We start from the raw sequence: 12,251 nt of genomic DNA on the forward strand, positions 1-12,251 counted from the left end.
GGCACTCGCGGCCGCCACAGCGCGCCGGTCAGGGCACGACCGTGTCCGACTCGCCGACCTCCTCGGACGCCGCCGACGACGATGTCGACTCCTCGCCCCGTCGTCGCACCAGGACGGCGACCGCGGCCAGGACCAGTGCGATGGTCGCGATCTGCAGGATCGCGCCGCCGACCATCGGGGCACGTGCTCCGAAATGGGAGGCCAGCAGGCCGAGCAGCGGCGAGCCGATCGGCGTCCCGCCCATCAGCAGGGTCATGTAGAGCGCCATCACACGGCCCCGGACCCGGCTGTCGACGTTGGTCTGGACGTACATGTTCGCCGCGGTGAGCGTCATGAGCGCGGACAGGCCGAGGATCGGCAGGACGATCGCGTAGACGACCACCGTCGGCGCCAGGCCGGAGACCCCGAGCAGCACCGCGAACATCGAGGCCGCCCCGACGACGAACTTGAGGCCGGGCGCCTTCTTTCGGCGGGCCGCCAGGAGCGCTCCCACGAGCGAACCGATGCCCATCACCGAGCCGAGCACGCCGTACATGCTCGCACCCACCTGGAACTCCGTCCGTGCCATCAGCGCGTTGGTCATCTGGAAGTTCATCCCCCAGGTGCCGATGGCGAACGCCACGCCGAGCGCGATGAGCAGATCAGGTCTGCCGCCGACGTATCGGAATCCCTCGCGCAGCTGCCCCTTGGCGCGCGCGACGGGCTCGCTGCGGACCAGTCTGGATTCGTCGAGCAGCAGCAGCCCGATCAGGAAGGCGAGGTAACTGACACCGTTGGTCAGGATGGCCCATCCGCTGCCGAAGGCGCCGATGATCAGGCCGCCGATACCGGGTCCGATGAGGCGAGCGGCGTTGAACGCCGAACTGTTGAGTCCGATCGCGTTCGTGAGTCGGTCGGTGCCGACCATCTCCGAGACGAACGACTGCCGGGCCGGAGCGTCCAGCGCGGTGCCGATGCCGAAGACGAAGGCCAGGACGTACACGAGATTCGTGGTGGCGACCCCGGTCACCGCCAGGGCGCCGAGGATCAGTGAGGAGATCGCCATCCACGACTGGGTGAACATCAGCAGTCTGCGCTTGTCGAAGCGGTCGGCGAACAGCCCGCCGACCGGCGACAGGAGCAGCGCCGGAAGGAACTGGAGCGCGGTCGTGACGCCGACGGCCACCGACGAGTTGTCCGAGAGCTGAAGCACCAGCCAGTCCTGCGCGCCGCGCTGAACCCAGGTGCCGATGTTGGAGACGAGCGCGCCGGTCACGTAGATGCGGAAGTTGGGTACGGCGAGGGAGGCGAACATCGTGGGTCCTGATCGCTGCCTCGTCACCGTCAACGCACTCCTCACCTCACCGGCGATCGAGCGCGTCGCCGGTCCACCGTCGCAATTAGTCAGTCCAGACTGTCTAACGTACTCGGTCCGACGGTTGTTCCGCGTACCGACAGGCCGTCGGATCCGGCGTATACGCTGATCACATGCGCGCTGTGATGATGCACTCACCGGGGAACGTGTCCGTCGTCGATCGGGACGACCCGATCATCGAACAGCAGACCGATGCGATCATCCGCGTGGCCGCCACGTGCATCTGCGGTTCGGACCTGTGGCCCTACCGCGGCGCGAACGACGTCCACGACGCCCACATGGGACACGAGTACGTCGGGTACGTCGAGGAGGTCGGCTCGCAGGTCTCGTCCGTACGACCGGGACAGTTCGTCGTCGGCTCGTTCATGGCGTCGGACAACACCTGCGAGGTCTGCCGCGCCGGTTACCAGTCGGGCTGTGTGCACGTGCAGGGCATGGGCGGTATCGGCACGCAGGCGCAGTATGCGCGGATCCCGCTGGCCGACGGGACGCTCGTAGCGTGTCCCGAGACGCCCGACGCCGACCTCGTCCCGTCGTATCTGGCCGCCTCCGACGTCCTCGGCACCGGATGGTTCGCCGCCGTGGCCGCGCAGGTCGGCCCCGGCGACACTGTCGCGGTGGTCGGCGACGGCGCCGTCGGCCTCATGGGTGTTCTCGCCGCGCGCGAGCTCGGCGCGGAGCGGATCATCGCGATGAGTCGGCACGCCGACCGGCAGGCGCTGGCCGTCGAGTTCGGCGCCACCGACGTCATCGAGACTCGCGGCGACGAGGGAGTCGCCGCGATCACGGAGATGACGAACGGACTCGGCGCGCACGCGGTGATCGAGGCGGTCGGCACCCAGGAGTCGATGATGCAGGCGATCGGATCGACTCGGGCCGGCGGGCACATCGGATTCGTCGGCGTCTCACACGGCCAGGAGATCCCCGGAAACCGGCTGTTCCGGTCGCTGGTGCACTTGCACGGCGGCCCCGCCCCGGTGCGCCGGTTCCTCCCGGATCTGATGGACCGGATCGCCTCGCGCAGCATCGATCCCGGCAGAGTGTTCGACCGGACACTCCCGTTGGAGCAGGCGGCCGACGGCTACCGCGCGATGGACACGCGAGAGGCGATCAAAGTGCTGCTGGAGCCGTTCGCCGGATAGCGCGGGCACTCCATCGCCGGCCCTCGTGATCGACGGCGATCGGATGCTCGAACGCCTGGCTGATCACGTCGGTCGTGATCACGTCGTCCACCGGACCGGCGGCCACGACGTCGCCGTGGGCGATGACCATCGCATGGCTGGTGGTCTCGGGCAGTTCCTCCAGATGGTGTGTCACCAGGATCGACGCGACCTCGGGCGAGGTGTGGGCGAGCGAGTCGACGGTCTCGAGCAACTGTTCGCGCGCGGCGACGTCCAGGCCGGTGGTCGGCTCGTCGAGCAGCAGCAGATCGGGCTCGGGCGCCAGGGCACGGGCGACGAGCGCCCGTCCGCGCTCGCCCTGGGACATGTTCGGCCAGAGGAAGGTCTCCCGGTCGGCGAGTCCGACCTCGGCGATGGCGGCCCGCGCTCGGGCGACCTGCCCGGCGGTCGGCTCCCATCGCATCGCGGCGTCGATCGTACCGGTGAATCCGGTCAGGACCACCTCCAGCACCGACAGCGGAGAGCGCAGCGGATGCCGTGGATTGACGTGGCCGATGTGGCGCCGGAGTTCGGCCATGTCGACGCGTCCCAGGCGCTTGCCGAGCACCTCGACCGTCCCGGACGTCGGATGACTCTGTGCCGCACAGAATCCCACGATCGTCGTCTTGCCCGCTCCGTTCGGTCCGAGTAGTGCCCAGTGCTCGCCGGCACGCACTGTCAGATCGATGCCGTGCAGGATCTCCCGTCCGCTGCGCCGGAACGTGACGGCGTCGAGCGCCAGGACGTCTGTCATTTCAAGGTCTCCTTCATGGCGGTCAGATGACCGCGACTGCATTGTGCGGCGTCCGCGGATCGGCGATCGGCGATCGCCTCCGTCAGGGCGGTGTGTGCATCGCGATCAGCGGTGTCATGGTACTCCCCGGTCATCGCGAGCATGTCGACCATGGCCTCGCGCACCCGCGGGGTCGACAGGTCGAACATGTCGGTGAGCAGATCGTTGCCCGCGGCCACGACGACGGCTCGGTGGAAGTCCAGATCCGCGTCGACGTACGACGCCGCCGACACCGACGACGCCGCCGACCGATCGGCCAGCGCCTTCCGGATCGCACGCAGGTGAGCAGGCGTTCGACGCTGCGCCGCCAGAGCCGCCGCCTCGGTCTCGACCGCGATGCGGGCTTCGATCACCGACGCGATCGACGCTCGGCTCATGAGCGCGACCCGGTCGGTCGGCGCGTCCAGGGCCGCGACGAATACGCCCGCCCCCTGGCGCGTGGTCAGGACTCCGCGCCCCGCGAGCTGCCGGATCGCCTCGCGGACAGTCGATCTGCCCACACCGAGCTGAGGAGCGAGCGTCGTCTCACCGGGCAGTTTGGCGCCCAGCCGCCACTCCCCCGCACGGATGCGATCGAGCAGCAGCTGGGCCGCCTGATCTGCCAGCGGCGTCCGCTGAACCCGTTGCGCCATGCTCCCGCACCCCTCTACTTGTCTGAGAACTTGTGCTAGATTCTAGCCCATGGCACACGATCTCCTTCTTCTTCGCCGCGGCGAGCGCTGACCGATACGACCGGCAGCTCGCCGCGGGCCCCTCGTACGCCGGTCGCCTCAGTCAACGCCTCACGAAGGAGCATCCCCGTGACCACACCGTGGAACCGCCAGCAGACCTCGACCATGCCGTCGCACAAGTACCGCGACGTCCACCGCCGAGTCGACGTCCCCCTGGTCGACCGGACCTGGCCGTCGAACACTATCGAGTCCGCACCCCTGTGGGTGCCGGTCGACCTGCGCGACGGCAACCAGGCCCTCCCCGAACCGATGGACCCGACACGCAAGCGCGCGTTCTTCGAGATGATGATCGAGATCGGCTACAAGGAGATCGAGGTCGGCTACCCGTCGGCCTCGTCGACCGACTTCGACTTCGTCCGTCTGCTCGCCGAACAGGATCTGGTGCCCGACGACGTCACCGTCGTCGTGTTCACCGCGGCCCGACGCGATCTGATCGAGCGCACGGTCGCCTCGATCGACGGGATCGGCTGCGACGTCGTGATCCACCTGTACACGGCCACCGCTCCCGTCTGGCGCGATGTGGTCCTCGGCCGCGGCCGCGCCGAACTCCTGGAGCTGATCGCCTCGGGCGGACGCGACGTCCTCGAGTTCGCGGGCGACCTGCCGAACGTCCGATTCGAGTTCTCACCCGAGGTGTTCAACCTGACCGAGCCGGACTACGTGCTCGAGGTGTGCGACACGATGACCGCACTGTGGGACGCCTGCCCGGACCGCCCGGTGATCCTCAACCTGCCCGCGACCGTCGAGGTCGCGACGCCGAACGTCTACGCCGATCAGATCGAGTTGATGCATCGCAGTCTCGCGCGGCGCGACTCGGTGATCCTGTCGGTGCATCCGCACAACGATCGCGGGACCGGGGTCGCCTGCGCCGAGCTGGCTGTCCTGGCCGGCGCTCAGCGCGTGGAGGGCTGCATCTTCGGAAACGGCGAGCGCACCGGCAACGTCGACATCGCGACCCTCGCACTGAACCTGCACGCACAGGGCGTCGACCCGATGATCGACTTCTCCGACATCGACCGGATCAGGCGGGTCGTGGAACACGCGAACGGCATCGATCTGCATCCGCGCCACCCGTATGTCGGCGATCTCGTGCACACCGCGTTCAGCGGTACGCACCAGGACGCCATCCGCAAGGGGTTCGCCGCCCGCCGCGACGGTCGGCGCGGACAGCCGTGGGAGGTCCCCTACCTGCCGATCGATCCGGCCGACATCGGCCGCACCTACGACGCCGTGATCCGGGTGAACTCGCAGTCGGGCAAGGGCGGCATCGGATATCTGCTCGAGACCGGCTACGGTGTCCGGCTGCCGAGACGGATGGAGATCGACTTCGCCCGCGTCGTCCAGGCGCACACCGACGCGCACGGATCCGAGGTCGACGCCGAGACCCTGTGGCGACTGTTCACCGAGAGCTATCTGCGCGACACGGACGGGTCCGAGTGCGGGGTCGAGATCGTCGAGACCCACCACAGTCCGTCGAGCGTGTCGAAGATCACCGGAGTGCTCGCGATCGTGGCGTGGGAGTCGCCCGATTCTCGGGGGTGGGCGTGCGGCGTCGGCGACTCCCCACGGTCCGCGGCGGTCGCGGCGCGGCGATCGGCGGGCGTACTCGCCGCCGAGAGTCAGGCGTCGTCGGCGAGCCGCTCGTACGCGTCGTTGTAGGCGCGCAACTCCCGCAACAGCCCCTCCGGGGTTCCGGGCGCGAGGTCGGCGAACACCGACTCGAGATGCCGGGCGCGACGGCGCCCGTCGTGCTCGTAGGCCGCCAGCCCGGCGTCGGTGGGTCGGTGCAGGCGGCTGACCTGGCCCGGAACCTCGTATCGCTCCACGTAGCCGTTCTTGATCGCGGCGTTGACCTGGCGATTGACCGTCGACTGCTCCAAGCACAGCTCCTCGGTCAACTCGCGCAGCGTGCGGGGGCGTCCGTCCTCGAACAGCCACAGGATCGCGAATGCCGACGCCTCCAGGATCGCGCCGGAATCGACCTGATTCCGGCGGCGGCGCAGTCTCAGCAGTTCGTCGACCAGCCCCCGATACACCTCTGACGACCAGATCGAATCGCCCGCGTCCGACTGCACCTCGCCTGCCCTCTCCACGCCGCGATCGGCGCCGTCCTCCACCGGTCGGCGCACTCGTCGCCACGGCCGGATGATTTTGACTGTGCATCATACATATGTATCTTGCATACTCTAAAGTGCGTGCGGTCGAACGCGCGCTCCGTAGACAACCGTGAAGGAATCCTCCCCGAATGACGTCGGACACCGTCGCCGCGAAGCCACAGCCGCAACCCGCCTCGGGTGCTGCCATCGTCACAGTGATCGTGCTGTGCCTCGGCGGTCTGGTCGCATCCCTGATGCAGACGCTGATCGTCCCGATCCAGCCCCAGCTCCCCGATCTCATCGGAACCACGCGCAGCAATGCGTCGTGGATCATCACCGCGACGCTGCTCGGCGGCGCCGTCGCCATGCCGGTCGCCGGTCGCCTCGGCGACATGTTCGGCAAGCGCAGAGTGCTGCTCGCCAGCGCGGTCCTCCTCGCGATCGGTTCGCTGATCCCGGCGATGACGTCGACGCTGATCCCGGTGGTCACCGGTCGCGCACTGCAGGGTCTGGCGATGGGCTTCATTCCGGTCGGCATCAGCCTGATGCGCGAGGTGACCCCGCCGAAGATGACCGCGTTCGCTGTGTCGGCGATGAGTGCCACACTCGGTGTCGGCGGCGCGATCGGCATGCCGCTGTCGGCGTGGATCGCCGAGGCGTTCGACTGGCACATGCTGTTCTGGGTGTCGGTCGTGCTGGCGCTGGTCGTCGCCGCCCTGGTCTTCTTCGCCGTCCCGCCGGTGCATGACGCGGTCGGCGGACGCTTCGACTTCGTCGGCGCCGTCGCCCTGGCCGTCGGTCTGTGCAGCACCCTGATCGCCGTCACGAAGGGCAACGACTGGGGGTGGCTGTCGGGAACCACCGTCGCGTTCTTCCTCGTCGGCGTCGTCGTGCTCCTGCTGTGGGGCTTCGCCGAGCTCCGCGTGTCGAGTCCGCTGGTCGACCTGCGCACCACCGCCAAGCCGTCGGTCCTGCTGACCAATATCGCGGCCGTAGCGGTCGGCTTCGGCATGATGGCCCAGGCCATCGTCATCCCGCTGCTGATGCAGCTCCCCGAGGCCGCCGGCGGCATGGGCCAGTCGATCCTGCACGCCGGTCTGTGGATGGCCCCGGGCGGTCTGATGATGATGGTCTTCGCCCCGGTGTCCGGCTATCTGATGAACACCATCGGCGCCAAGTTCACACTGGCCATCGGCGCGGCCGTCCTCGGCGTCGGCTACCTGTTCGGCTTCCTGCTGATGAACGCCCCGTGGCAGCTGGCCCTCGCATCGGTGATCGTCTCCGCAGGCGTCGGCATCGGATACGCCGCCATGCCGACGTTGATCATGAACGCGGTCCCGATCACCGAGGCCGGTGCGGCGGTGGGTCTCAACGGACTGATGCGCTCCATCGGCACGACGACCTCGTCCGCCGTGATGGGCGTCCTGCTCGGCTCGGCGATCCCGACGCACTCGCACTTCCAGATCTGCTTCATCGTCGGGGCGGTCGCCGCCTTCGTCGGCGTCGCCATCACGCTGGTGATCCCGTCCGTGAAGCGCAAGGAGGAGAGCGTGCTCGCCCCGGCCCCGACCGCGAAGACCATGAGCTGACCCCGTTCGTCACACCGCGGCCCGCCCGATCTCGTACGCCGATCGGGCGGGCCGCGGTGTGTGCGCGACGCTCGGGCCTACAGCGGTGCGGGTGCGGTCCCCGTCCCGAACGGCGAACCACCGAGCTTCTCGCGGCCGTGATCGGTGTTCCAGTTGGTCAGGTCCGGTCCCTTCGGGACGATGCCCGACGGATTGATGTCCCGGTGCACCTCGTAGTAGTGGCTCTTGATGTGGTCGAAGTTCGTGCAGTCGCCGAACCCCGGCGTCTGGTAGAGGTCACGGGCGTACGCCCAGAGCACCGGCATCTCCGACAGCTTGGACCGATTGCATTTGAAGTGACCGTGGTAGACGGGATCGAACCTGGCCAGAGTGGTGAACAGGCGGACATCGGCTTCGGTGATCGTGTCGCCGACGAGGTAGCGCTGGTTCTCGAGACGCTCGCTCAACCAGTCCAGCGCCGCGAACAGCTGATCGTAGGCCGCGTCGTAGGACTCCTGCGATCCGGCGAAACCGCACCGGTAGACACCGTTGTTGACGTCGCGGTACACGCGCTTGTTGACCTCGTCGATCTCGGCGCGCAGATCCTCCGGATACAGCTGCGGCGCGCCGTCGCGGTGGAACTCGACCCACTCGGTCTCGAAGTCGATGGTGATCTGCGGGAAGTCGTTCGTGACGACCGCTCCGGTCGGGACGTCGACGATGGCCGGGACGGTGATCCCCTTCTCGTATCCGGGGACACGCGCGAAGTACGCGTCCTGCAGTCGCGGGATGCCCAGCACCGGGTCCACCCCGCCCGGATCGAGGTCGAACGTCCACGACCGCTTGTCGTGGGTCGGTCCGCACACGCCCATGCTGATCGCGTTCTCCAGACCGAGCAGGCGCCGCACGATGATGGTGCGGTTGGCCCACGGGCAGGCGTACGAGACCACGAGGCGATACCGGTCGGCTTCGACGGGATAGCCGTCGGCGGCGTCGCGGGTGATCCGGGTCTCGATGTAGCGGGTGTCCCGTTCGTACGGCTGATTCGCCGTCACGTACGTGTCGTGTTCTGCGCTGTCGTGTTCTGCGCTGTCGTGTTCTGCCATCGGCTCGTCCCTTCTGGATTCACATGCCCTCGAAGGCGCGGCCGAGTTCGACGTCGACGTCGATCAGCCGGGCCTTCTTGATCTCTGGTTTGTCGACCTCGTCCGCGACGAATTTGGCGATGACACGCCGGATCTCGTCGTCGACCTGAGCGATGGTCCGGATGATGGATCCACGCATGGTGTCCGACGAGACGTCGACGATCACGTCGCGAGGACGCGGTTTGGCCACTTCGATGCGCAGTTGCAGCGGTTCGGCGCAGCGAACGGTCAGCGGGAGGGTCACCAGTCCGGTGACGTCGTAGCGGATGCGGTCGAGTTTCAGGTCGACCAGCAGCGCGATCTTGAGCGGGAGCTCCACGACGAAGGTGATGGTCTCGGCGACGTTCCGTCGGATCCGCGGTTCGGCGATCGACACGTCGGCTTCGACCCTGGCGACCCCGCCCGGACCGACGAGCAGCGGCCCCACCTGGAACGACTCCCCCGCGACCGATGCGAACGCCGACCCGATCCTGTCCTCGGTGACCGCCACCTCGAAGAACCGGCGCCCGAACTGCTCGTACGTCATATAGGTGCGGCCGTCGTCGCTCACCGACGGCATCTGCTCCGAGATCGCATTGTCTGCCACCCATACATCGTGGCCCAAAGCACTCGAATTGACTAGGTGTCAGCGTCGGCTGGCGTCCGGAACCGGTGCCGGACAGCGGGTTCCGGGGAACGTCGAGAGTTCGAAATGCCACCACTCGTTGTCGAAGGAACGGCACAGTCCGTAGCGGTTCCCGTTGCGCTGCAGCCAGGCCGCCCCGGCCCGCGGTCCGACGTCGACGGCGCGGCCGGTCACATGGGTCGACTCGTTGGGCGGCAGCACCCAGCGACGGGCGATCGCCGGGCTTCCGTAGTCGCGGACGCCCTGCCGCCACAGCCGGTTCTGTTCGGCGCGCGATCGCTTGCCCGATGTGATGGACAGCGGCACGCCGGACCGCTGCGCGTCCTGCTTCGCCAGCGTGTAGGCCACCGCGAGTTCGGGAGTGAGGCCGCCGGTGCCCGCCGCGAGCGGAATCCCGAGAACGCGGGCGGGCGGCGCGGCATCCGCCTGCCCGGCCGCCGCGACTCCCGCCGCGAGACCGACGACCGACACCAGCACGGCCACCACCACTGCTCGAACACGCATGCGCCGAGACTACCCCGGATCGAGGACTCGGCTCTCGTCGGCGGGACCCAGCACCACCAGTTCCCGAGTGGATCGCGTCATCGCGACGTAGCGGTCCACCGCACCGGCGACGCCGTCGCCGAACCGTGCGGGATCGACGAGCACGACGAGGTCGAACTCGAGCCCCTTCGCCGTGCTCGGGCTCAGTGACGCGACCCGCGCCCGGACACGGAAGGCGGGCGCCCCGATCACGCAGACCGTGCCCTCACGGTGTGCGTCCAGCCAGTCCGCGACGACCGTGTCGAGATCGGCGATGCGTCCGCGGCGCACCGGGATCCCGGTGGCACGCACCGACGACGGGACGTTCGCGTCCGGCAGCACAGCCCGGATGACCGGTGCCGCGGCGTTCATGATCTCCCGCGGGGTGCGGTAGTTGACGGTGAGCGTGGCGATCCGCGCCCGGCCGATCCCGACCCGCCGCAGCCGCTGCGGCCAGCTCTCGACGAATCCGTCCCGCGCCTGCGCTCGATCGCCGACGATCGTGAAGCTTCCAGACGGGCAGCGGTCGACGAGCATGCGCCACTGCGCGTCGGTGAGTTCCTGTGCCTCGTCGACGACGATGTGCGCGAACGGTCCGGCGAGCGCGTCGGGTTCGGGTCGGTCGAGTCCCGCGTCGTCGACGATGACGCTCTGAATGTCCTCGGCGCGCAGCATCGACACGAGCGCCTCACCGTCATCGGACGAGGTGATCAGATCCTCGACGACGCGGTCCATCGCGCGCCGCCGCTGTGCGGTCTCGGCCCGGTTTCGGGCGGTGCGGCGGGCCGCGTCGGGATCGCCGAGGCGACGGCGTGCGGCGTCGAGCAGCGGCAGGTCGGCGACCGTCCAGGCTCGCGGGCGGTCCCGTTGGAGTGCGCGCACCTGCTCGACGGTCAGGTGCGGCGCGCACCGTCGCAGGTATGCGGGCACGCTCCACAGATCCGACACGAGATCCTCGGGGTCGATGACCGGCCACACCCGACCGAAGGCGACGGCCAGGTCTCGGTTCCTCGCGGGTTCGGTGCGCAGCACCGCGGGCGGGACGTCGTCGTATCCGTCGACGACGATGTCGAGCAGAGCCTCCCACACCTCGGCGCGCGCCTCGTTGTGCGGCACTCCGGGTTCGGCCGCGGCGATCGCCTCGGCCCAGTCGGTCCGGTCGATCCGGACCTCGCCGTAGGCGGTGTCGACGTCCGTGGCGTCGCGCGGCGGCTCTTCGTAGAAGCGCACGGCGGGTTCGACGGCGGCGATCATCGCGACCGTCGCCTTGAGCGCCGCGATCTCCGGGTCGGGCTCCGCCGGGAGGTCCTCGCCGCCCGGAACCATCTCGGCCACCGTGCATGTCGTGACACCGTCCTCCCCGAGACTCGGCAGCACGTCGGCGATGTACGACAGGTACGGCCGATGCGGTCCGACCACGAGGATCCGTCCCCGACCGCCCTGCAGGCGCGGGTCGGCGTACAGCAGATAGGCGGCCCGGTGCAGAGCGACGACGGTCTTGCCGGTGCCGGGTCCGCCGTCGACGACGAGCGCCCCGTGCGAGGATGCGCGGATCGCCGCGTCCTGGTCGGCGGCGATGGTGGCCAGGACCGACGTCATCGTCGCCGACCGACTCGCGCCCAGGCTCGCGATGAACGACGACTGGGCGTCGAGGGCCGCCGCACCGGTGTCGTCGAAGTCGAATCGCTCGTCCCAGTAGTCGATCACCCGCCCGCGCGACCACCGGTAGTGGCGCCTGCTCACGATGCCCGCGGGGTCGGCGACGGTCGCCGCGAAGAACGGCGCCGCCTCGGGTGTGCGCCAGTCGACGAGCAGCGTGGTCCCGTCGGCGTCGGTGAGGCCGATGCGCCCGATGTACATCGGGGCTCCGTCGGCGGGAACTGTTCGGCCGAGCACCAGATCGCCGCCGAGCGCGCGGAGACGACGCCTGCGCGCTTCGAGTCGGCGGATCTCCAGGTCGCGTTCCACCCCGCCTGCCCCGCGTAGATCGGTGATGCGGCGGGCCGCGTCGAGATCGGCCTCGGATTCGGCCAGCTGCTCGGCGACACGGAGCCCGATCGCCGTCAACCGCTCCTCGTCGTGGCCGATCACGACGGGGTCGGATTTGGTGGGAGAGGTGTGGCTGAGGTCGAAGACAGTGCTGGTCACAGGGCCCTTTCATCGAGGAGAGGCACCATTGTGCACCCTCGCCACGGCCTTGCCGCAAGCCCCGATCCGCGATATACAGTGAAGTGGGACAGACGAGTTCGACGACGCG

Annotated in this window: 11 protein-coding genes; 3 read left to right on the forward strand and 8 right to left on the reverse strand. The window is 68.8% G+C overall.

Annotation, left to right across the window (positions count from 1 at the left end; translation table 11 throughout):
• Nucleotides 1-28: 28 nt before the first annotated feature.
• Nucleotides 29-1,294: an MFS transporter gene (locus BKA16_RS14960; protein WP_183371435.1), complete on the reverse strand. Its 1,266-nt coding sequence runs from the start codon at nt 1,292-1,294 to the stop codon at nt 29-31.
• A gap of 173 nt (nt 1,295-1,467) precedes the next feature.
• On the opposite strand from BKA16_RS14960, the gene BKA16_RS14965 reads away from it, so the two are divergent.
• Nucleotides 1,468-2,496: a zinc-dependent alcohol dehydrogenase family protein gene (locus BKA16_RS14965; RefSeq protein WP_183371437.1), complete on the forward strand. Its 1,029-nt coding sequence runs from the start codon at nt 1,468-1,470 to the stop codon at nt 2,494-2,496.
• On the opposite strand, the gene BKA16_RS14970 is transcribed toward BKA16_RS14965, so the two are convergent.
• Together BKA16_RS14970 and BKA16_RS14975 are read right to left on the reverse strand one after the other, a co-directional pair.
• Nucleotides 2,465-3,268 carry an ABC transporter ATP-binding protein gene (locus BKA16_RS14970; protein WP_183371438.1) on the reverse strand — a complete coding sequence of 268 codons (804 nt, stop codon included), beginning with the start codon at nt 3,266-3,268 and terminating at the stop codon, nt 2,465-2,467. The genes BKA16_RS14965 and BKA16_RS14970 overlap by 32 nt on opposite strands.
• Nucleotides 3,265-3,939 carry a FadR/GntR family transcriptional regulator gene (locus tag BKA16_RS14975; protein ID WP_183371440.1) on the reverse strand — a complete coding sequence of 225 codons (675 nt, stop codon included), beginning with the start codon at nt 3,937-3,939 and terminating at the stop codon, nt 3,265-3,267. The genes BKA16_RS14970 and BKA16_RS14975 overlap by 4 nt, the downstream gene beginning before the upstream one ends.
• 204 nt (nt 3,940-4,143) lie before the next feature.
• On the opposite strand from BKA16_RS14975, the gene BKA16_RS14980 reads away from it, so the two are divergent.
• Nucleotides 4,144-5,697, forward strand: coding sequence for a 2-isopropylmalate synthase (locus tag BKA16_RS14980; protein ID WP_183373092.1), 1,554 nt, complete (start codon nt 4,144-4,146; stop codon nt 5,695-5,697).
• Here the strand turns inward: BKA16_RS14980 and BKA16_RS14985 are convergent.
• Entirely contained in the window at nt 5,658-6,113 is a 456-nt protein-coding gene (locus BKA16_RS14985; protein ID WP_343067610.1) for a MarR family winged helix-turn-helix transcriptional regulator, read from the reverse strand. The genes BKA16_RS14980 and BKA16_RS14985 overlap by 40 nt on opposite strands.
• A gap of 170 nt (nt 6,114-6,283) precedes the next feature.
• On the opposite strand from BKA16_RS14985, the gene BKA16_RS14990 reads away from it, so the two are divergent.
• The gene (locus tag BKA16_RS14990) at nt 6,284-7,723 is read left to right on the forward strand and encodes an MFS transporter (RefSeq protein WP_183371442.1); all 1,440 of its coding nucleotides are present in this window, start codon (nt 6,284-6,286) and stop codon (nt 7,721-7,723) included.
• Nucleotides 7,724-7,800: 77 nt separating this feature from the next.
• Here BKA16_RS14990 and BKA16_RS14995 read toward each other — a convergent pair whose 3' ends face one another.
• The 4 genes from BKA16_RS14995 to helR all read right to left on the reverse strand — a co-directional run bounded on the left by BKA16_RS14995 (nt 7,801) and on the right by helR (nt 12,142).
• Entirely contained in the window at nt 7,801-8,808 is a 1,008-nt protein-coding gene (locus tag BKA16_RS14995; RefSeq protein WP_183371443.1) for a glutathione S-transferase family protein, read from the reverse strand.
• Nucleotides 8,809-8,827: 19 nt separating this feature from the next.
• Nucleotides 8,828-9,406, reverse strand: a complete 579-nt coding sequence (locus BKA16_RS15000) for a hypothetical protein (protein ID WP_183373094.1) — start codon at nt 9,404-9,406, stop codon at nt 8,828-8,830.
• Nucleotides 9,407-9,472: 66 nt separating this feature from the next.
• The gene (locus tag BKA16_RS15005) at nt 9,473-9,976 is read right to left on the reverse strand and encodes a M15 family metallopeptidase (protein ID WP_183371445.1); all 504 of its coding nucleotides are present in this window, start codon (nt 9,974-9,976) and stop codon (nt 9,473-9,475) included.
• Between the two features lie 9 nt (nt 9,977-9,985).
• A complete protein-coding gene (helR, locus tag BKA16_RS15010; protein WP_183371446.1) occupies nt 9,986-12,142 on the reverse strand; it encodes an RNA polymerase recycling motor ATPase HelR in 2,157 nt (718 codons plus the stop codon).
• Between the last annotated feature and the right edge of the window lie 109 nt (nt 12,143-12,251).

It is taken from the genome of Gordonia humi (genome assembly GCF_014197435.1).
Classification (GTDB): Bacteria; Actinomycetota; Actinomycetes; order Mycobacteriales; family Mycobacteriaceae; genus Gordonia; species Gordonia humi.